At 47.9% G+C, this 22456-nt stretch carries 15 protein-coding genes; 2 read left to right on the plus strand and 13 right to left on the minus strand.

Features of this window, described 5'->3' with window-relative positions:
* Positions 1-2: 2 nt before the first annotated feature.
* From AC1S52_RS17725 to AC1S52_RS17760, 8 genes are all read right to left on the minus strand, one after another.
* Complete coding sequence (locus AC1S52_RS17725) at positions 3-4673, minus strand: AAA-like domain-containing protein (protein WP_482030370.1); 4671 nt, start codon at positions 4671-4673, stop codon at positions 3-5.
* A complete protein-coding gene (locus AC1S52_RS17730) occupies positions 4670-6199 on the minus strand; it encodes an AAA-like domain-containing protein (protein WP_482030371.1) in 1530 nt (509 codons plus the stop codon). The genes AC1S52_RS17725 and AC1S52_RS17730 overlap by 4 nt, the downstream gene beginning before the upstream one ends.
* Before the next feature lie 601 nt (positions 6200-6800).
* Positions 6801-7787 carry a Tll0287-like domain-containing protein gene (locus AC1S52_RS17735; RefSeq protein ID WP_482030372.1) on the minus strand — a complete coding sequence of 329 codons (987 nt, stop codon included), beginning with the start codon at positions 7785-7787 and terminating at the stop codon, positions 6801-6803.
* 286 nt (positions 7788-8073) lie between these two features.
* Positions 8074-10995, minus strand: a complete 2922-nt coding sequence (locus AC1S52_RS17740) for an NHLP bacteriocin export ABC transporter permease/ATPase subunit (RefSeq protein WP_482030373.1) — start codon at positions 10993-10995, stop codon at positions 8074-8076.
* Entirely contained in the window at positions 10988-13210 is a 2223-nt protein-coding gene (locus AC1S52_RS17745) for an NHLP family bacteriocin export ABC transporter peptidase/permease/ATPase subunit (protein WP_482030374.1), read from the minus strand. The genes AC1S52_RS17740 and AC1S52_RS17745 overlap by 8 nt, the downstream gene beginning before the upstream one ends.
* 50 nt (positions 13211-13260) lie before the next feature.
* Positions 13261-14700 carry an NHLP bacteriocin system secretion protein gene (locus AC1S52_RS17750; RefSeq protein WP_482030375.1) on the minus strand — a complete coding sequence of 480 codons (1440 nt, stop codon included), beginning with the start codon at positions 14698-14700 and terminating at the stop codon, positions 13261-13263.
* 71 nt (positions 14701-14771) lie between these two features.
* Positions 14772-15872: a cyclic nucleotide-binding domain-containing protein gene (locus tag AC1S52_RS17755; protein ID WP_482030376.1), complete on the minus strand. Its 1101-nt coding sequence runs from the start codon at positions 15870-15872 to the stop codon at positions 14772-14774.
* Positions 15873-16102: 230 nt separating this feature from the next.
* Positions 16103-16294, minus strand: a complete 192-nt coding sequence (locus AC1S52_RS17760) for a hypothetical protein (protein ID WP_482030377.1) — start codon at positions 16292-16294, stop codon at positions 16103-16105.
* Between the two features lie 1305 nt (positions 16295-17599).
* Between AC1S52_RS17760 and AC1S52_RS17765 the strand changes: the two genes are divergently transcribed.
* Both AC1S52_RS17765 and AC1S52_RS17770 read left to right on the plus strand, forming a co-directional pair.
* Complete coding sequence (locus AC1S52_RS17765) at positions 17600-18415, plus strand: MinD/ParA family ATP-binding protein (RefSeq protein ID WP_482030378.1); 816 nt, start codon at positions 17600-17602, stop codon at positions 18413-18415.
* A 21-nt stretch (positions 18416-18436) separates the two neighbouring features.
* Entirely contained in the window at positions 18437-19648 is a 1212-nt protein-coding gene (locus AC1S52_RS17770; RefSeq protein WP_482030379.1) for a DUF7005 family protein, read from the plus strand.
* A 418-nt stretch (positions 19649-20066) separates the two neighbouring features.
* Here the strand turns inward: AC1S52_RS17770 and AC1S52_RS17775 are convergent, their stop codons facing one another.
* The 5 genes from AC1S52_RS17775 to AC1S52_RS17795 form a co-directional block, all read right to left on the minus strand.
* The gene (locus AC1S52_RS17775) at positions 20067-20315 is read right to left on the minus strand and encodes a hypothetical protein (protein ID WP_482030380.1); all 249 of its coding nucleotides are present in this window, start codon (positions 20313-20315) and stop codon (positions 20067-20069) included.
* 121 nt (positions 20316-20436) lie between these two features.
* Positions 20437-20661: a hypothetical protein gene (locus AC1S52_RS17780; protein ID WP_482030381.1), complete on the minus strand. Its 225-nt coding sequence runs from the start codon at positions 20659-20661 to the stop codon at positions 20437-20439.
* 65 nt (positions 20662-20726) lie between these two features.
* The gene (locus AC1S52_RS17785; protein WP_482030382.1) at positions 20727-20951 is read right to left on the minus strand and encodes a hypothetical protein; all 225 of its coding nucleotides are present in this window, start codon (positions 20949-20951) and stop codon (positions 20727-20729) included.
* A gap of 64 nt (positions 20952-21015) precedes the next feature.
* On the minus strand, positions 21016-21240 hold the full coding sequence (locus tag AC1S52_RS17790) for a hypothetical protein (protein ID WP_482030383.1): 225 nt from the start codon (positions 21238-21240) through the stop codon (positions 21016-21018).
* Positions 21241-22218: 978 nt separating this feature from the next.
* Positions 22219-22456: hypothetical protein (locus tag AC1S52_RS17795; RefSeq protein WP_482030384.1), on the minus strand; the 238-nt coding region annotated here is incomplete at its 5' end.

Below are 22456 nucleotides of genomic sequence, written 5' to 3' on the forward strand. Positions count from 1 at the left end.
AACTACTGAGATAACCGCCAAATTCGGATTTCGCCATCACGACTACCACTCGCCAAGATTTTTCCATCTAAGCTAAATGCAATAGAATTTACCGAACTAGAATGTTCTTGAAGTGTGTAGCGCAATTCCTGAGTTGCAAGGCTCCAGAGGTTAATTTGTCCATCCTCATGTCCAGTCGCGACTACTCGCTTGTCTGGACTGATTGTGACACAACTAATCATTATATTGTGAGATCGCCCCAGCAATCGATTAATTAAGCTGCCCTGCTGTTGTTGATTTCTGACTGGCTCAAAGGTGATTTTTCTGCCAGTTCGGAGATACAGAACCGTAATGATATTTGCTGAATTAACATTAGTTAGCACTTGCCCATCTGGGCTAATTGCAATTGTGCGTGTTGCTCTGAAGAGGTTAGGCAAAGTATCAATGCGTTGTCGAGTTTGCACATCCCATAATTTGATTGTTCCATTTTTCCCGACACTGATCAGAGTCTGACTATTTGGTTGAAAGGTCATGCAGGCAATGCCTTCTCGATGTCCTGCAAGTGTCCTGTCTAGCCCTTTTACCTTAGTATTCCAAATAAGAATCTGACCATTGTCACCGATGCCACTTGCCAAAAGATGCCCTTCTGCATCAAAAGCAATCGTAGAGTAAGCCTGAGATAAGCGCATATCGTTATGAGCCTTCGTTAATAAGCTCCAAATTTTGACTGTCGTGTCAATTTGACTCACTCTTATATTGTCATATCCTAGACTGGCGATACTCTGGCAATCCATGCTGAAAGCAACACAGATTACCCGTTCGGTATGACTCTGAAAGCACGAGATACAATTCCAACCTGGTGAATTGAGTGCCTTTGGATTAGAGATTGACTGAGAATAGGAATGAGATACATTGCTTGCCAGCGCTTGACGAACCCAATTTAAATCAAAAACAAACTCATAAATGCGATTTGCAACACTGAACTTGTCCCCTTCAATTTTCACCAAGCCTGATTTCAGAAGTTCGTGTTTCTGCATACAATCGTCAGCTAAAATATCTGTCTGACTTAAAATTTTCTGGTACAGAGTGAGCAACGATAAAGGGTCTATCTGCGTATTTTGAAGTACACGATCTCGAACAGTTCTCAGATGTTCAGATGCGACTTGAGTTGTCCAGTTTTGTAGCAAGCGAGATCGCATCAAGTGATCAACCCCTTCTCTTTCATCCATGTTAGATATGGATGGGTAATGAAGACGAATCAACTGAAAACCAATTGCAGTCAGTTCAGGCTGACCACTTGTCCAAGCTAAAACAGCTTGAATGAGGGTTTGGGGACGGTTGATCTTTCCCCATAGAGCCTGCGATGTCTGAATGGCATCAACTTGGATCTGCTCTACTGTACCTTGTACATCTGGTAAGTTCCATATCTGGCTGGCAGTTAAAAATTGAAGCTCTTGATCGCTAAGGTTTTTATCTTTTGCCCAATCAATTGCTTTGTGGAGTTCTGCACTATTTAGTAAATGAGAGATCGGTAAATAAGCAGTACCTTCTCCGTTGGCTTTTTCCCATTCGGAAAAAGATTCGGCATAGGGGCGAAGATTTTTCAATTCTTGGACAACCCAGCTGGTATTGAAAACTTCTCGATAAATAGAGTTGGCAATCTTCAATTTCCCTTGCTGCTCCACAATTAATCCCATTTTAATTAGCTCTTGCTGCTCTAAACATTGATTTGAGATAACGTTTTCTGAGGTTAAGACGCTTTGATACGTTTCCAGCATCCAGAAAGCACGTTGATGATTTAACATGCGATCTCGAACCATACCCAGATGTTCAGCAGCTCCCTGAGTTTTCCAGTTTTGAATTAAGTGGTGTTCTAACAATTTTAGAACCCATTGTTCTTCATCATTTGTGCTCCAATCTGTTGCTGTACATACAAGTTGAAATGCCTTGTGAGTTAAGGTCGGTTGCCCATTAGTTAAGGATAGAACGGCTTTAATGACAACTAGGGGCTTTTTTACTTTTCCAAATAACTTTTGAGCAGTCTGAATAGCTACAATCTGCACTTCTTCAGGAGAACTTTGGATTTCTGGTAAATTCCATATCTGACTGGAAATCAAAAATTGTTTTTCGTTGCGATTCAAATATTCGCTCTTATCCTTCTGCCAATTTAGCGCTTCTTGCACTTGCTGTTCCTGCAAAAAATGAGAGAGATTCTGCCCATTTGATGCCTGCCAAAGAGCAAATGTTTGGGCATAGGGACGTAAACCTGCTGATATTTGCTCAATCCAGGCTACTCCAAAAACGGATTCAAAAATACGATTAGCAATTTTCAAAGTTCCATGTTGATTAATAATCAATCCTGATTCCAATAAAAGCAAACTTTCTGGAGAAATTCTGTTTGTTACGACTTCTCCCTGTAAGATTTCTCGGTACGTTTCCAGTATCCAGAAAACACGCTCATGTACAAGCAAACGATCACAAATAGTTTTAAGATATATAGCAGCAGGCTGAACTTCCCAGTCGTTGATTAAGTGTGATCTCACAACGTGATCAACCCAAAGTACACAATCAGAATCAGAATCAGTTTGGCAAACCAGTCTTAGGACTTGAATGGTTGTAAATGGTTCCCCATTAGTCCATTCCAAGGCAGCACTAATTACGGCTAATGGATTTCTAAGTTTTTTGATCAATTTATAAGCTGATTGGAGAACTTGTTCTTGAATATTCTCTCTAATTAATTGAAAGGCTAATTTATTTGATAGCTGACTGATGATTAAGAATTGATATTCCTGTTCATCTAGAGGTTTACTTGCTGCCCAAGCTAGAGCTTCGTCTAATGTCTGTGCCTGTAGTAACTGCGATTTTCGTCCGCCTGATGCTTTCCATTCAGCAAATATCTTGGCGTAAGGACGTAAATTGTCTAATACGTGTTTAGTCCAGTTTTGGTTGAAAATAGATTGGTAAATTCGGTTTGCAACTTTCAACTGCCCTTGCTGGGCAATAATTAATCCCAACTTTTGCAACTCCAGCACCAGAGGATCATTGTCAATCAGTTCAGCTTCGTGAGATATTATTTTTTGATATGTAGTTAATAGTCCGAAAGCGTGGTCTTTATCGTGGAGTAAGCGCTCGCAAATCTCATTTAAGTGATCTGCGACTACTTGATTTCTCCAATCATTAATCACTTTAGAGCGTACCAATTGTTCAACCCAGGCTGCTTCATCACCTTCAGAGGTAGAAAATTCAACACTCCGAATAAGCTGAATCAACGTTTGTGTCAAAATCGGTTGCCCCTCTGTCCAAAACAAAATTTCTCTGATAACCGCAGGGGGATTACTGACTTCACCGACTAAGCTCTGTGCGAATCGGATTGTTTCTCGCTCGACTTCTTTCAAGGTATCTAATGTGTCTTGTCTATCTAAAGCTTGACTGGCATTCAAGAATTCGTAGTCTTGAGCACTCAATTGTTTCCCTTCTGCCCATGTCAATGATTCTTGCAATTCTTGACCTCTAAGCAGAAATGAAAGTTTTTCCCGATCTGCAAGCCAAGCTGCCATTGCTCCAGCATAGGGTCTTAATTCTGCTAGCGATCGCTCCAGCCAATCTCGATTAAAGACCTGCTGATAGATGCGATTGTAAACCCGCAGTTTGCCCTCCCGCTTCACCACCAAGCCTATCAGCCGCAACTCCACCTGTTCTGAACTGTCATCCGCTGCAATTTCCCCCTGTTGCAGAATCTGCTGATACAGTCCCAACAACCGTCCGGTACGTTCTTCTCCACTGAGCAGGAGGCGATCGCGAATCGTCTTCAAATGCTCTGGTGTATCCTGTGCCTCCCAGTTCTCAATCACTCTGCTGCGTACCAGGTTTTCAACCCAGGTTGCTTCCTGTCCTGCGGGTGCCATATCTTCTGCACTCAACACCAATTTGCAGACCTTTTGAGTTAAAAACGGCTGTCCTCCCGTCCAGTCCAACACCGCCTGCATCAACCCATTGGGATTACTGGACTTTGCTGCCAAACCCTGAGCCAGCGGTTGCGCTTCCTGCAACTGAAAGCCCATTAGTTCGATCGGACAACCTACATTAAACGGTGTCCGCTGTCTGTTCTGCATCAAGTCTGATGGTGTTGTCACCCCTAGCAGCGCAAAGGTTAGACGGCCATATTCAGGTTTTTCGGCTCTGCGGTTATAGCACTCTCGAATCAACGCAAAAAAGTCATCCAGCTTAAACGGCAAACTGAGGACACTATCAATCTCATCAATGAAAACAACGATCTGTTGCGGAATCGCGACCAGCAATACCTCATCCATAAACTTGTCAAACCGTCGCACAAACGACAACAAACGATGTTCCTCCCACCAGGTATAGAGGTCAAACGTCTCATACAAATCTAGGCTGCTAACAATGCTATCGATTACGCTGCTATACCATTGTTCTGGCTTCATGTCTGAGGTGCCAATTCGAGTCAAGTCAATCGCAGCACAGGCGATTCCCTCTGCCTGCAACCGCTGCATGGTCTGTACTTTCAGGCTGGACTTGCCCATCTGCCGGGAATTGAGCACATAGCAAAACTCCCCTGCCTTCAATGCCTGGTAAAAAAGCTCATCTGCCTGTCGCTGCACATAGGTCAGGGCATCGGCTGGCAAACTACCACCCACCTGATAGTCATATCCAGCTTCCCATGTAGAATTCATGCCCCCACCCTCAACCGTTCCCGAAAGTACTGCCGATATAAATTGCAGGAAGGCTGCACCTCACTGCCCTTAAACAAGACTAATCCCATACTGGTTAGCTTAAATGCTTCGCTGGTATTGATGGCAACAGGCTGGTTGACTGCGATTACCTGTTTCATCGCTGCCAGCAATTTCTCATCTCCCTCCAGATTCAACAGATGTCGTCGGAGATGCTCTCCATACAGTCCACCTTCTGTTGGGGCATCTTGCAGGAGGTGTTCCAACGATACTTCACCCCGCGCAATTTGGTACAGAGCTGCCCGTATCAGGTAGGGATGCCCCCCGACCATGCCCATCAGTTGGGCTACCTCTGTGTCTGTCCAGTTCAACCCATGCCGCTGTACCAGATCCGTCACCTGGGGTTGGGTTAACTGCGGCAGCTCGACTGGAACTCCGACGTTGAAAGGCGATTGGTTGATGTTGAGGGGAATATACACTTCCTTAGAATGCACAATCACCAGGCGCAGATTTTTCCAAATTGGCTTGATCTTGGCATCCTCATGCCAAGCCCGCAGCATCCCAAAAAAGTCTGTGGCGATTTCTGGATATTGGAATACCTCATCGACTTCGTCCAGGCATAGCAGCAGCGGAGACTGAAGTTCAGCCAGTAAGTAACGCTGAAAGTAGTTGGTGCATTTATTTTTGCAGCCCAGCTTGCCCTTCCAATAGTCCTCCAATCGCTCCTCTACTCCTAACTCTGAGGTAATACTGCTACAGAACCACTGCAAGAACTGATCAAGACTACTCAGAGAATCGCGATCGACCAGTTGAAAGTTCAGTGATGCCGTTTGGTAGTCCTGCTGATTGGCATAGTTAAGAATCCGCAGCATTAGAGAAGATTTGCCCATCTGACGGGGTGCCTTGACCCGAATCAGTGCTCCTGGTTTGACGATCGCCTCGTAACAGCGCGACTCAATTGGGGGACGGTTGATGTAAAAAGGAGAGTCCAGTGGCACCTGTCCCCCCAACTCTTCCAAATCCACTCCACCAGGGGGCAGTTGCGGCTCTGCCTGGACAGCAGGCTGGCTGTTTTGCAAAACCTCCGCCATCGCCTTTGCTGCCTCCCGAATCCCCTCAGCAATATTGACAAAGGCTTCATCCCGATTACTCCACTTCGTCACAGGTTTGGCATCTTTCGGGAATGCCTGGAGTTTACTAAAGGGCGCGCCGCTCCAATCCACGGGCTTCAGGATAATCGGAATCACCCGGGCGGTGCCCGCCTCATGGCGTGCTACTGCCTGCTGCATTTCAATGTCATAGCAGTAGTCCGATGCCAGAAAGTGATCGCTGATTAACAGCAGAATAATTCCGGCGGAGTTGAGCTTTTCGTCGATCGCCTGTGCCCACTCTGTCCCCGCACTAATTTTGCGATCGTGCCAGGATTTGATCACGCCTTGGCGCTGCAACATCGAGAGATGCAGTGCCAGCTTATCGCGCAATTTCTCGTCTCGGTGCGAGTAAGAGAAGAAAACTTCGACAGGTTCCATGGGAAAAAATGGGTCGGGCTGAGGGGCAAAGGCTCAATCTCGCTTTATTATCTCCCATAGACCCTAAAATGGCATCTGGTCTGTCGCTACGATATCCAACCTGGAACAGACCAGCCTTCCAGATTTGCTGCGGAATTCATTGAGCTTTGCCAGCTTCGTGTGGGCACAGCTCGACTGAGCACTCGCCAAACGTCTCAGCCGAACAGTGTTAGGTTAGTAAGCGTGAGTGTTGATGGAGGCTGTTCGCGGGATTGTCAATCCACCCGCTACGCTTTCAAGGAATTCATCAGACAGTTCAATCGTCTCCGTGTCCGTATCCCCTACTGCTGTTAATTTAGAGTCTGGTTTGGGTTGCTCTGAATGAGAACTATTCGCGGTAGAGGTTTTTGACACTTTGCGTTGATTGAACACAGTTAGCTCCTGAGTGGGGTTTGCTGCCGTTCAGGCTGATTGCTGAACTGAAAAATCAATATAGGTGCCAATCGAGAAGATCCAGGGAAACGAATGGATGTTCTTCAATTTAGTTTCTATTTAAGCGCGATCGCATTCCACCAACTAATTATGGAGCGAGGAGCAATCCCATTATCTCCTCCCTTCGGCATTAGATCTGATCCTGGGAATTGGGGGGGCGATCGATACTGCGACGGCTACTATCGGTACTGCGACGACCGCTGCGGTACTGTTCCAACCGTTGCATTGCCATGGTCAAACTCATCTTCATGCGCGAAAAGGTTTCTGCCAGACTACCCACTTCATCATTGGAGGTGCGCTCAAACTCTGCTTCGGTATCGCCCATGCTGACCGCCTCTGCAACCCTCGCCATGCGATTGAGGGGACGCACAACGTAACGCTTCAGCCAGAAATTGACTGCCAGGATCGTGGCGGCAAAAATCAGTGAGAAAACTCCCATCAGCAATAGTGTGGATTTTTGAGCATTTTGAAGAACGGTAGTGGCGGGAACGGAAATAATTTGTGCGCCTATGATTTCATTCAGTTTCCAGCCAAATCCATTCGTTGCGCCATAGCGATCAATCATGCTCTTAGGCGCAGCCTCCGGGGTGCTATGGCACTTCAGGCAACTCTCCTTAGAAATCGGGAGTGGACGAGCAATGTAAAAGAGTTTGCCACCAGGAGATTCACGAAAGCCTCGCAATTCTTTGAGATTGGAGTCCTGGCGGAACCGTTCAACAATGGGGGCTTCAAACGAATCCGCTTTATCTCTCAAGTTCGTCGGATTCAGAGTGGCTTCCTTATAGAAAAACTCTTTGTAACCTCCATCACTTGAACGCAGCTTTTCAAAGACTTCCCGCGCTGAGTAGGATGGTACCGTTTGAGGCAAGAACTCTGTTTCCAACTGATCCGCTAATTCTGGTTGAATTTGAGTACTGGTGTAATCGCGCACTGAAATCATTGTGGACATTAGCATCAGTGCTTTTGAACTGACCTCATTTTGAGCGCTGTTATTGAGGATATGAGACAACGCAATCCCACTCATGACCACTCCCGCTGCAAAGACTAGAAGTAAGAGAGTGGTCAATTTTTGACCTAACTTAAAGTTGTTCAAGGCTGAGCGAAGAGGTTTCAGCATGGTTGGCTCCATTGAGATGCAAAATTTTTGGACACTTGGGAAGGCACGGGGTAAGTCACGGAGAAAAGAACAAGTTTAGAAATCATTTAAGATCTGGTTTGTAAATCCCTGATTTCTTCGCAGCAGTCTGGGATCTAAATCTGGCATTCAGCCTCTTAAGACATCCGGTAGCCAGAAGAACATAAGGATGAGGAAACAAACTAGGCATAATCCGATTGTGAATAAATCCATAAGCTATGAACACCCTTTTTAATCAATAAAAAGTTTACTGACGATCCATTTAGGATTACTCCAACTGCCGTGCTGCCAGTCGAGCAAATAGCCCGCCTTCTTGCTGTACAAGTTCATCAAAATTACCAACCTGCTTGACTCGCCCCGATTCAACGACGTAAATGCGATCGGCATCTCGAATCGTGCTCAGTCGGTGGGCAATCACAATTCGAGTTGCGTTCATTTTGGATAGGCTTTCGGTGATCACGGCTTGCGTATTATTGTCTAAAGCACTGGTTGCCTCATCCATTAAGATGACTTTCGGTTTTAATACCAGAGCGCGAGCAATCAACAGTCGTTGGCGTTGTCCACCAGAGAGGTTAGTCGCTCCTTCACTGATGACGGTGTGCATTCCCATAGGCATTTGCTTGATGTCGTCCGCGAATCCAGAGTTGTTAGCGGCTTCCCAGGCTTCATCCATCGTCACCAGCGCTCCCCCTGTAATGATCTCAAACAGAGAGCCGGTACTAATCCTGCCATTTTGCAGAACAACCCCCAGTTGCCGCCGGACTGCATTCACATCTAACCCGGCTAAATCTTGACCGTCGTAGTATACGGTGCCAGAGGCGGGGGTTTCAAATCCGAGCAACAGCCGAAACACGGTGGATTTGCCGCTACCGGAAGGACCCACGACTGCAACAAACTCCCCAGGCTCAGCATGGATGCTGACATCATCTAAAATTAGAGGTCCATCTTCGCGATAGCGGAAGGTGACATGCTCTAACGCCAACCGACCTGTGAGCCGACCCGGATCGGTCTTACTGGAGTCTACCTCTGGCTCAGCTTTCACAATCGTTTGTGCCCGCTCCCAGAGGGGAATGATGTTCAGGGTGCTGATCAGGGTGTTGCTGAGATCTCTTGCCCCTTGAATAAAAATGCCAAACGCAGCATTAAACGCGAGGAAGCTGCCCGCACTCAGTCCCAGCCCTGGTCGCCCCTGGGATTGCTGAATAAAAAGAATCGCAAACCAAAATAAGAGCACTGCACTGACTGTGGGCAGCACTTCATTGAACACCGCCACACTGTCATCAATTCGCTGGGATTTGGCTTGCAATTTCTTCTGCTGGCTATACTTCTTCCCCCAGTGGGCAAAGGCACGTTCCTCAGCCGCTGCCACTCGAAGTTTGGCGACTCCATTCATCAATTGGACAGTTAGACCGAGCAGCAATCCATCTATCTGCTGTAAGGGACGAACTTGACGTAGATTCAGGATGCTGGAAGAGACGGTGACAAACACGGTGATAAAAGCCAGAATGCAAGCAACGATCGCCAACTGCCAACTGTATACGAACATCAAGCCCAAATTGAGCAGTGCAAATACGCTACTAAAGACAGTGCGGAGGGTGGCACCGCTCACCTGCCGCCGAATTTTGCCCACGGCTAGAACACGGGATTGAATATCCCCGGATGAGTACTGCCGGAAGAAGGAGGGTTTTAGATTCAGCAGATTGTCCCAGACGGCCGGTTGGAGGGTGGCATCGGCAGCGGTTTCTACTCGCAGACTGACGACTCCGCGTGCCATTTCAAAGGCAGATTGACCGATCGCCACGGCAAACAAAGCCAGCCCAATTTGCCACAATAAGCCGCGATCGCTGTCTGGAATGGCACTATCAATCAAAATCGCTGTTGCCTGGGGAATCACCATGCCCAGCAGGGTGGCTGCCAACCCGGTGACAATCAGCAAGATGATGTCGGTCTGATGCCCCTTTAAGCTAAACAGCAGCAGATCGAGTGGGCGCTTTACCTTATCCCCCAGAGGACGGTAGAACATGAACGCCTCTGGTGACAGGGTCGTCGCGATCGCCTCACTAATTAAAGTCCGCTGGCGAGTCACCGGGTCAAACAACTCATACCGACCAGACGCAGCGGGCAGTAAAGCGACTGGATTGTGATCTCGCAGGGTGTAAGCGATTAAGGGTCCATTATCCTGTTGCCACCAGCGCCCTGACAGGAGAACCCGCCGCATCCGTAACCGGGAGGCACGGGCGATCGCCTCCAGCGGATCTTTGACCCGGTTCAGTTCTTCCGAGCGAGCCGGTGGCTGAATTATGACATCCAAGGCTCTGCCAATCGCCCCCGCCGCAACTAGCAGGTCTGTTCCTTCGACGGGCAGCGGGGCAACCCCTTTCGGCTCCAGCACCGAAGCCAGTTCACCCAGGGTTGATTTTGTTACCTGTTGATTCAGATGTTCTCGTTCTTGAAACCGTTGAAAAGCGGCGGCGGTTTGCTGTTGTTCAATCCGAGAGAGACAATGGCGGAAATAGTGATGCAACTGCTCTAAACCGTCCGCCAATCTCTCTAAATCCTCCAGTTCACGGGTCTCCTGAAGGGCAATTTCGATCGTGTCAGCCGCCCGCAGCCACATCCCACTGCCTAACGGCATGACCGCAGAGGTAGACGTTAAGGGAAATTCTTCAAATCCCATCCAGTGGGCATTGCCCTGTTGCACCTGAACCCAGGCAACGGTTCCTTTCAAGGGTTGAAAGATTTGCCCTGGAGTCAGAGAAAGGAATTTTCGACCAATCGCCTGGACACTGAGAGAGGTGGGTGCAACTGGCTTCAGTGCTTCATTTAAATGCTGGATCCAGCTTTCCAGTAAGTTGACGGCTGGAAAGTGGGTATTGACGGTTTCATCTCCCAGGTGCCAGAGGGAAAATTTGAGTAATTCGGTTTCCTCCGTCGCCACTGCCAGAATTCCCCGGCTTTGCTCGCTATCTGAATCGATCCCAAATCCAAACAAGGCTTCTGCGGCAGTGACGCTGAACAGATAGTGACGGGCACCACTCGGAATGCCCTGGGCGAGGGCAACGGTAAACAGCGACATTGAGCCAGAGCGAACCAGCCAAAATGCATCGGGGTCATCGAGCAATACAGGCTGATTACTCTTAATGATGAATCGCTGGGGCTGCAAATCTTTATCGTCCAGTTGCTTAAGCATAGGTTTTCTCCTGGAGCGCGCCGCCTTCAGAGTGGATCAAACGAGCGTAGCTTCCTCCCTGCTGGCTTAACTCTTCATGGGTGCCCCTCTGAACCACCTTGCCTCGTTCCAAAACGATGATTTCATCACAATCCCGGATGGTGCTCAGACGATGGGCAACGACAATACAGGAACACCCCCGCCTGCGGAGATTCTGGTCAATGATCAGTTCTGTTTCAGCATCCAGGGCACTGGTCGCTTCATCTAGAACCAGGGTCGAGGGATTTTTGACCAACGCGCGGGCAATCTCTAACCGTTGCCGTTGTCCACCGCTGATATTCCCCCCCGATTCGATCAGTTCTGCATCATATCCTCCAGGCATCAGCAGCACTAAGTCGTTGATTGCTGCATCTTTGCAAGCTTGCATGACATCATTGCGAGGAACGGTGTCATCCCAGAGGGTCAGGTTTTCGGCAACGGTGCCAGCAAATAAAAAGATATCTTGCTCCACCATGGCTACCGAATTGGCAAGCACCGAACGGGGAATCTGCGATCGCGGCTTACCGTCAAACAGAACCTCACCTTCCCAGGGTTCATACAATCCGCACACCAGCTTAGCCAGGGTAGACTTACCCGACCCACTGCCACCAACCAGCGCCACCCGTTCTCCCGGTCTAACCGTGAGGCTGAAATTTTCAATTAATGGTCCATCCAGGCGGCTGTAGCCAAATGTGATATTTCTTAACTCGACATACCCCTGCAACCGGAACGAGTTCATATCCACTCGATAGTCCGTGCCTTTGCGATCCGCTTCTGAATCCACCGGGTTTTGGAGGACATCATCCAGGCGGCTGAGATCGCCTTCCAATTCCTGGAGTGTACTGCCAAAGTTGACAAGACTATTGACGGGTGCAAGGAAGCTTCCCATCAGAAGTTGGAAGGCAATTAGCATCCCAATCGTCAGGTTGCCATTCATCACCCGAAACCCGCCGACCACCAGAATCGATGCAGTCGTTAACGTGCCCAGCAGAGTCGGCAATACGGCGAGAATCTGGTTTTGCAGTGCCAGTTGCTGTTGCGAATTGACTGCCTTTGCATAATAGCCCGCAAATTTGGCGAACAAATCTGACTCTAAGCCGGATGCCTTAACGGTTTCCATCGTTTGGATACCACCGATCGCCACCCCAGACACTTTGCCATACTCCTGTGCCAGACGCATGTTGGCATCGACGCGAGAACGCGAAACCAACTGTAATGCCAGGAAATTAATCGCAGCAAAAAAGAAGCCAATCAGCGTCAACACCCAGTCATAGAAAAACATGAGGATGGCATAGAAGATAATCATGACACCATCAATGACCGTTGTTGCCAGCCGACCGGACAGAATATTGGCGACTTTATCGTTCATTTCTAAGCGGCTGCTGATCTCTCCAGCAAACCGCTGGGCATAGAATCCAACAGGTAATCGCAGGGTATGCCAGAGAAATTGACTCGACATGCCAACCGAAAGCTTTAGCATTAATCGACGCAAATAGTATAGCCGCAGGCGTGCTAAAAGCCCGATCAACACGACGGTCAGCAACATGCCGATCACCAACAACCGCAACCACTCCTGTCTTCCCTGCACCAGAATTTCATCGACAAAAACCTGGGTGAAAGCCGGAATTGCCAACCGGGGAATGGTGAGCAACAGTCCCGCTAAAAGGCTGTACAAAAGGGCACCTTGCACTCCGGTCAGGCGGCGGCTCAGACTTTCGATGACATTGGGTTTGCGTCCACCTTTGGTAAAATCGGGACCCGGTTCCATGACCAGGACAACGCCCGTGTAAGCCTGATCAAATTCCTGGAGAGAAACCGATCGCGGTCCCGTTGCCGGATCATTCAGATAAACCCGGTCTGGGCTAAAGCCTTCCACGACCAGAAAGTGATTGAAATTCCAAAACACAATGTAGGGCGGGCGCAAATCGTTCAGCGTATCCAGCGGTTTTTGCAAACCCTTTGCCTGTAAACCGTAACGTCTTGCGGCTTTCACAACGTTGGAAGCCTTACTCCCGTCCCTGGAGACACCGCACTCTTGACGCAGTTCTGGCAGCGGCACAATCCGACCGTAGTATCCCAAAATAATCCCCAAAGCAGCGGCACCACATTCGACCGCCTCCATTTGCAGCAGAGTTGGAGTTTTGACCCTGCCAGGGGTGCTTTGCTCAAACAGTTTTAAACCCAAAATGCTTGCCATAGGACTGATTGATCTCCTAAAAGGAGCGGGCGATCTTAATAAGGAATGAGTTAACTATCCGTCATTGACTTGAATAGGGGAATGACGTAACTGATCGGAGCTTGCTCGCCCACTTTGACCCGCACCGTCGTGGTTGTGGCAGCCGAAATTTTCTGCTCCGGTCCCTTCGAGGAAGACCATTTGTAGCCACTGTGGGTAGCGGGGTCTTCCTCCAGTTGAGCAAACACTTCAATGTTGCGATCGCCCGACATCAAACTTTTCACCATTTCCTCATTGCCAATCAAAACCGATGCGGCTTGAGGGGTTGCAGGCAGGGATGAAACACTGGTGACCGCTCCAATAACCCCGCCAAATCGCTCACGCTTCACGATACTGGGGGTCACTTGAACCGGCATTCCAGGCTTAATTCGCTTGCCATCTTGAACCGTAAAATAGGTAACGCTGACTAACTTATCGGATGGGGTTGCCACATTTAAGGTCGCAATACTACTGCCAGCCGCGATCACCTGCCCTGGTTTGGCGGCAATTTCTTCAACTCTGCCGTTATACCCACTCCGAATCTTACTTTTTTCTTGTAGCTCCACTTCCAGGCGGGCAATATTGCGCTTGACTTCTTGAATCTGGTTCTGCCGGGTATTGGTAGATTCCAGAGATTGTTGAGCCAAACTCGTTTCCTGGCTGTCTAATGCCCGCAACTGAGCTTCCAACCCAGAAATACTGGTCAAATTGTCTAAATAGCGTCGTTCAGCATCCGCTTCTCTCGAGTCCATCCGCTTCAATTGGGACTCAGCATCGGCAAGAACTGCCTGGTTGTTGAGGTATTCCTGTTGCGCCTGCAAAACCAATTCGTTGGGAATGGCTCCCTCGGCAAAGATTTGCTGCCGCCTTTTTAATCGCTCCTGAAGCACGGGCAGTAACGTTTGAAGTGCCTGTACCCGTTGCTGTAAGTTTTGCCGATCGGCTCGCAGTGATTCCAGTTCCTTGTCTCTCAAGATGGGAGTTTGAATCTGAGAATTCTGTAAACTGCTTAAAAGCGTTTGGCGCTGCTGAACGGTCGTCTTTCCTTCCCGGTCCAACCGCTGCTGCTGAAGAAAGCTGGCCTGTTCGTTCTGTTGCTGGAGTTCTGAGAGTTTATTGAATTCCTGCTGGAGTTGCTTTTTGAGATCGGGATCGGGATCAAGCGTGGCAATCACCTCCCCCTTTTTGATCGATGCCCCTGGTTGAACGTTGATCGTCAATATCTGCCCAGAACCCGGTGTTTGTACTGCCACGACCTTTTGGGGACGAACCAATACCCCTTGCCCCGTTACCGTTATTGGAATTCGTCCAACAATGCTCCAGACGATCGCGACAAACGTTAATCCACCCAAAGCGGCTAAGGGCAACCAGGATTTGGGACCAACCACTTGCATTAGTTGGTCTAACTGTTCAGGAGAAGATAAACGCTCTAAAGATTCTTTCCTAAATAGATTTCGTTTTTGGTCTAACATCTGCCATTACCTTAAACTCGTTATAAATGAATGTGAATGACTGGAAGTTTCCATTCACCCGCCTCAAACCTTTAAGCGCCCTTAACATTCAGGCGTTTCAGCAGCCAGTCAAATCTGGCTCCAGCCAGTGAAACGTGATCTAAAACGTTGAAGTCTAACTCTTCTTCGTAGTCGATGCCGTCGTCCAAGGGCCGCCCTTCGTCATAGATGCGTCTGCCATATCCCAGACGGCTGCTGATGTCTCGCAATCGGTTTAACAGCAAAATTGAAATGACTCGATAAAAGTGAGCTGCAAACACCTCGTCTTGATGCAGTTTGACCACGAGTTGTTGCTTGGGAACCATTAACACCAGTGAGTCTTCGTGGGCTTTAATGGTGGTTTCCGGTGGGCGATCGTCTACAAAGGGCATTTCTCCTGCAATATCGCCCCGCAGCAATCTAGCAATTTCGCGGCTGGAGTCACTATCATCTTCTAGCGATGCAAACACGATCGCTAAGGGGTTGTTCTCCTCATCAGAGATCGAGACGGTCATGGTTCCGTTCAGCAGAATATACAGTCCGTCAACGGGTCTGCCTTTGTGGATCAGAATTCTGCCCGCCGGGACTTCTTCCCGTTGCCCTTCAGCAACGATCCAATCGATATCGCTGTCGCTTAACTCACCAAATACAAATAGGACTTCTCTAATTTGAGCGCTTTGAGCAAATCGGCTGTAGCCAAGCTGGTTGACCACAGACCGCAACCGATTCGATAGGAGAATGGCGATCGCCCGATATAAATGAGCCGCAAAACTGATATCTTGCTGTAGTTTTGCCGCGATCTGTTGTTGAGGAATGGATAATACGAGCGAATCTTCCAGTGCCCGGACAATCGTAAAAGGGGCACGAGCATCCAGAAAGCATTCTTCGCCAACCAGTTCACCGCTGGATAATCGAGCAATCTCTCGTTCGGTGGTTTCTCGCCCTTCTAAAGCTGAAAACGCAACCGCTAAGGGGTCGCTTTCAGCCTGGGGGACAGCAATGGTCAACGCCCCTTCTAGAACGAGGTACAGGTTGTTAGCCGCTTGACTGTGATCAAGCAGAACCTCGCCTGCTGCAATTTCCTCGCGCTTTCCAGTAGCGATCATCCAGTTAATGTCGCTATTACTTAATTCTTTAAGTAGAACTTCTGTCATAACCCATAACACCTTATGCTTACTAACGACACGAGGATGTTTAGTTGCTGCAAATGGACCATCGAGATAACGCTGTCTGTTTAGCTGAGATTCAGGAAAACACCATGCGAGATGTTGTGTCATCTTCGCCGTTCGTTAAGCAAACAGGGTCATCAAACGCAAACAAACTTTAACGAGCGGACAAAGATTGTTTAATCGATGAAACAATTTCCGTCAGAATCCGCTGCAACTCAATCTTCATCAATCGGGGAATCCCACGAATCTTTATCAATCGGGGGATTCTCCGATTGTGCTTTTGCGGCAACTCCGCCTGCCACCGCTTCCAGGGTTTCGTCCGATATCTCCGTTTCGGTGGATCGCTCTATCTCTGCTGACCCGCTGTCCTCGTACCCTTGTCTATCTTCCTGGCTATCGGCTGACATAGAATTCTCCTGATTTAATCTGTGAGTGGAACGAATTTTAACGCTTTTGTCCTTGCTAACTGACACTGACCAAGCGTTGCTTAGCTATGAATCATCAATCTTTACAAATGGTTACAGCGAAAGCGCTAGAGTTCTCAACTGAATTGTATTGGTTGTACCCAGTACTATAGGAATCTCCAAAACAATTGTAAATATAGAAAAGTTTAGGAAAATTGAGGGGTTTTCAAAAGAGGTTGGCTAGTCGCGCTTCTCACGCACAGACGGCATATCCTGCCTAAAACAGCTAAGAGTTAGAACCCACAAGGGGTTTGTAATTGTGTCTCCTGCCTCCTGCCTCCTGACTTCCGACTCCCAACCAAGCATTTATACTTTCTTAAACCAAAATTGTCCAATCTGGTTTATACTCTCCGGAATTCAACTGTGTTCTGTTGAAGAACAAACTCGCTATAGTTTGACAGATCGTTTAGCCCGGTCAGGGTCATAATAAACTCAATTACCAGCCAAATGGCGAGATGTGTCAGTAATTTTTTCCAGGCAACTTGAACTTCCATCTTTGCCTCCTAGTCGGAGCTTCTAATTCTCAAGATTGGTTATTTCTTACGTGAACGGCAGCGGCTGGGCAGCTATTTGGCGAATCAAAAATCGAAAATCCAAATGTTATAACTACGGGTTGGCTACTGCTTGATTCCTTTGATGTCCCTACTATAGGTAGGATGTAGTTCGCTCACAATCTAGAAGTTGTGAGATAAATCCAGGAGTTTAGCTATTTTGAATTAGTTGGAAAAATCGAGGAGAACTCAGGAGAGTTCAGAAAAACTCAGTTAAAGGGCATAAGCAGATGGTTGAAAAGTCTTTGCTTTTGCTGAAGAACGCTTCTACCCATACATTTCCATAGGGGGTAGCTGGCTAATCCTTGCGATGCGTCTTCACAACGCAAAATCCCCGACTGATTCAAGAGGTCGGGGATCTGAACGGCTAAATTCAAAGCATAAACCTCGCCAACTTAGAAATTTGTAGGTTTTCCTTAGAAAAATCTCCAGTTCTCAACTTAGATGAGGTTTAAACCTGAATTTTACTTAAGATCCCTATATGGTAATTACTGCTGATGTTGCTTATAGTAATTTCAATAAACAAGTGTTGTGGGCCCAGTATTGCGAAAAAATTAGGTCAAAAATGATACAGGTAAAGCAGGTTTCTCCTGAAGATCCCTTGTTCAATACTCATTGATGGCGATCGTCCAGGATGGAACATGTGAATTGGTTGATTAGCGAAACTCCATCATTCTTTTATAGGTAGAGGTGTGTCATGTCCCAAATTGTATCTATTCACTCCTTTCGGGGCGGGACTGGAAAATCAAACACAACTGCTAACCTGGCAACCATCATTGCCAGTATGGGAAAACGGGTTGGTATCGTTGATACGGATATTCAATCCCCAGGAATTCATATTCTTTTTGGGCTGAATGTAGAAAAGATTAAACTCACGCTGAATGATTATTTGTGGGGGCGTTGCAAGATTGAAGACTGTGCTTATAACGTCACACCTGACCCAGTGACCAAAGCCAATGGCAATATTTTCCTGATTCCTTCCAGTGTTAAACCGGGCGAAATTGCGCGGATCTTGAAAGATGGCTATAACGTGCGTCTGCTGAATGATGGGTTTCGGCAGCTTATTCGTAGTCTCAACTTAGACTATCTATTTATTGACACCCATCCCGGCATCAACGAAGAAACCCTGCTTTCGATTACAATTTCTAACACCCTGATCATCATTCTTCGTCCCGATCGCCAGGATTTCCAGGGCACTGCTGTCACGGTAGAGTTAGCTCGGAAATTAAAGGTTCCTAAAATGCTGCTGTTGGTTAACCGGGCATTACAAAGTTTAAATTTTGATGAGGTGCGGCAACTCGTTGAAAAGACTTACAATTCGCCTGTTGCAGGGATTTTACCTAACTGCGATGAGATGATGAAGCTGGCGAGTAGCGATATTTTCTGCCTGCGGCACCCGGATCATCTACTCACTCAAGAATTACAAAAAGTTGCAAATCAAGTGCTTGAGCCAGACAAAAAACCTCAATCATCTCCGTCCGTATTGTCTAAATTAAGGTGGTCTGGTCGTTAATTGGCACCTGACACCCGGTATATGCTTCGCCCACATAGACAGAAACTGAGAGCAAGGGTACTGACAGCCTATGGTGCCAACACCGCACAGGTAGAGGAACTGCTTGCCTACAATGAAAATGTCTTTGATCAACGTTGTCTGAATCTGCCTCTAAATTTCCCTTTGGAGCCTGAACTGCACGTCGCTACATGGATGCAGTATGCTGCGATCGCCCAACAAATTGGCACCTTTCAGGCGTTGCAGCCGCGACTCGGACAGTTGCAATTTCCAATTCAAGCAGGAATTAGCCAAACGGAAGCGTATCGCGCAGTCACGCGCAAAGGCGACTTAACTGACACGGTACCCGAAGCAACGGGGTTGGTCTTGCAACAGCCAGACCAATTGGAGCTATGGATTCATCACAGTCTGGCTGGGGCAATTCCCGTCTTGCTTGCCAAAGATCGGATGGATTTTGTTGCCCTGGTGCAGGCTTTTGCTAGACGAAACGAACCCCAGCCTGTGCCTGATTCGATGGGATCTTGTATCGTTTCTGGATTCAATAATTGGGATCGGATTCGCCAGCATCGCCACCAGTGGGAAATTGCCAACCCAACGAATTGCTCTGATGCTGATTGGGCTACCGAATTCCAGCGTTTGATCCCTCAAAAAGCCCTCTATCAAGATCGATTCATTATTTTGAGCGGTGGTCCCTATAGTGCCGTGCCTGCTTCTGAGATGGGATTGGAGGAGGCAGAATGGCAACGTCTATCCCTGACAATCCGCCTGGAGCATGAGTGTACTCATTACTTGACCTATCGCACGGTTGGCTCCATGCGCAATAACCTGTTGGATGAACTCATTGCTGACTACCGAGGGATTGTGGCTGCCACAGGGCGCTATCAAGCTGACTGGTTTTTGCGGTTTGTCGGATTGGAATCGTTTCCAAATTATCGGCAAGGTGGACGGCTACAAAACTATCGAGGTCAGCCACCCCTATCAGACGGTGCCTTTGAGGTATTGGGGGCACTTGTGCAGGCAGCAGCAAGCAATTTAGAGCGCTTTGATGGAATGTACAGAAGTGAGCTGAACCATCTTCCTCAGGCGGCACTGGTGGTATTGGCTTTGACCCATTTGACTTTAGAGGAATTGGCTTCAGAAGCAGGGGATGGGCTAATTCAGGCGACTCGATTGGCGATCGCATCTGACGCTCCAATAACAATCCCACCGAACGGATGGGAGAATCCAGGGATGTAAAGCAGTGGCTGATGAAGTTACCATCCATGATCCCTAAAAGCTCTTTCGTAACGGTGGTGGTGCTAAATAGCAGGAACCAAGCTTCAATTCATACAACTCTCAATTCATACCCAAAATCAGCAACGCCGTAACGGTAGTTATAATCATAGCCACCTGATTTAGGACGGGGTGCAGCGGTGAAACCCCTGGCTGGGGGCAGCGCCCCCGCACCCCCTTCAACCCCCAATGTACTAAGCAACCAGATGATAGCTATATAACGCAAGCGCTACCACCCTCAGGTAGTAGCGCTTGATGCGGATAGGTCGCGAGCTGATAAAAGAGTAAAATCAGCGATTGCAGGATTCCGAAGCGATTAGTTTTGGATCGTGAGATACATTTAACCACCAACCCGGAAGAGCCTCCAGCAGATTAGCGATCGCTAAAAACTGGGTAAAGATGGCTTATTGACGCTAACTGCCACCCCTGCACCAACACCCGCACCCACGGATGCAATCCCATTGGAGAAAGCACCTGTAAATGCCTGAGTATTCGTGAACGCTAATTCACTCCCTTGAGCGATCGTACCAATATCAACACTGACACCAGCGACGCCACCGGCGACTGCTTCCAAATCCTGCTCAGAAAGTTCAATGCCACTTTCTTGAGATTGAACGAGTTTATCAGACATGATTGTTCTCCCGTGGTTGTGTAATGAGATTGAGCATTTTTTTGAGTTCGGTCATCTAATTTCAGAAATCGGGTTCCTTTCTGGCGCTTCCACAACAGAAACCCGATTTCTTAAGCGAGTTCTAGCCAGCGATGGAAGCAGAGGTGGCTTGACCAGCGGCGAGGTTAAACCCAGGTACTGAAATCGCTTGAGTTTCGGTGTTGTTCACCGTAGCAGCAAAGTTGTTACCGAAAGCGACACCGCTGGCACCTGCGAGGGAAAGCGCAACCCCACCGGCAACTTCATCTAAATCTTGCTCGGACAGTTCAACGCTGGTGTCATGGGATTGAGCGATTTTGTCAGACATGGTTGTTCTCCTGATAAGAATGAATTGAGAGTCAGTAGTGATGTGTTCAAGTGAGAAGGAAAAATTTAGCCAGCGATGGAAGCAGAGGTGGCTTGACCAGCGGCGAGGTTGAACCCAGGTACTGAAATCGCTTGAGTTTCGGTGTTGTTCACGGTAGCAGCAAAGTTGTTACCGAAAGCAACACCGCTGGCACCTGCGAGGGAAAATGAAACTCCACCAGCGACCGCTTCTAAATCTTGCTCGGACAGTTCGACGCTGGTGTCATGGGATTGAGCGATTTTGTCAGACATGGTTGTTCTCCTGGTAAGAATGAATTGAGAGTAAGTAGTGATGTGTTCAAGTGAGAAGGGAAAATTAACCAGCGATGGAAGCAGAGGTAGCTTGACCAGCGGCGAGGTTGAACCCAGGTACTGAAATCGCTTGAGTTTCGGTGTTGTTCACCGTAGCGGCAAAGTTGTTACCGAAAGCCACTCCATTGGCACCTGCGAGGGAAAATGCAACTCCACCAGCGACCGCTTCTAAATCTTGCTCGGACAGTTCGATGCTGGTGTCATGGGATTGAGCGATTTTGTCAGACATGGTTGTTCTCCTGTTGTGTTTAATCGAGGGTGAATCGGTTGGGTTGTGAACCGCTTGATTCATTTGTTATCCCTACTATAGGCAGGGTTCAGGCTAACCACAATCTAGGAAAGCTGAGGTAAATCCAGGAGTTCAATTCGCTTAAATGCTTTGAAAACATGAGGGGAGTTCAGAAGAGTTCAGGAAAGTTGAGGTGCTATTTTGAAACCCTATCCAAACCCTATTCAAACGTTAAACCCCCACCAGAACGGTGAGGGTTTTCAAAATTGATGCATAACCAGTTGTAACGTTACCGAGTTATCGATTGTAATCAAAGAGCGAGTTGAGAAAGAAAATATGGATCAGGCTGTACATTCCAAAGAACGCTAAGAGCGGTAGCATAGAAACCTCCAGAGAATAGGTATGAGGGGCGAGTTGACCAGTAGATGGTGGACTGGGGAGAGCTTGAATCCCACTGGATTGATTGGTTGTCCCTACTATAGGTAAGATTCAAACGGCTCACAATCTAGAAAAGCTGAGGTAAATCCAGGAGTTGGATTGATGGCAATGCTAGGGGAAGCTAAGAGGAGTTCAGAAAAGTTAAGTTCACCCACTAAATTTAAATTCAGGGCTAACACTAGAAGTCCATTCAAATGGACTGAAGTACTTGCCCAGTACTCTTGAGAGTACTTGAGCGATAAGCCAAGAAATTGATTTCCTGATGGATATCCCGGCACCACCAAGACTTGTCAGTCAACCAGGGTTTCAGGTTTCCAGGTGCCAGGAACAGTGGGTAAGTTTACGCCAAGTTCTAAGCGCAGCCATGCTATAGGCTAGGCTGTTGCCGCAGGCTACGGGCAGGTTTTGCCTGTATGGTGGTCGCGTCTTACAGTCGCCAATGTTACCCGGAGTTGGGCTTTTAAAGCACTCCCTAAAAGTCAAACCCTTACCGCAACGGCAAGGGTGACTTTGAAGCATCCATTGGAGAGAAGTGGAAAATTAACCAGCAATGGAAGCAGAGGTGGCTTGACCAGCGGCGAGGTTGAACCCAGGTACTGAAATCGCTTGAGTTTCGGTGGTGTTCACGGTAGCAGCAAAGTTGTTACCGAAAGCGACACCGCTGGCACCTGCGAGGGAAAGCGCAACCCCACCGGCAACTTCATCTAAATCTTGCTCGGACAGTTCAACGCTGGTGTCATGGGATTGAGCGATTTTGTCAGACATGGTTGTTCTCCTG

It is taken from the genome of Kovacikia sp. CALU 1929, from assembly GCF_056784235.1.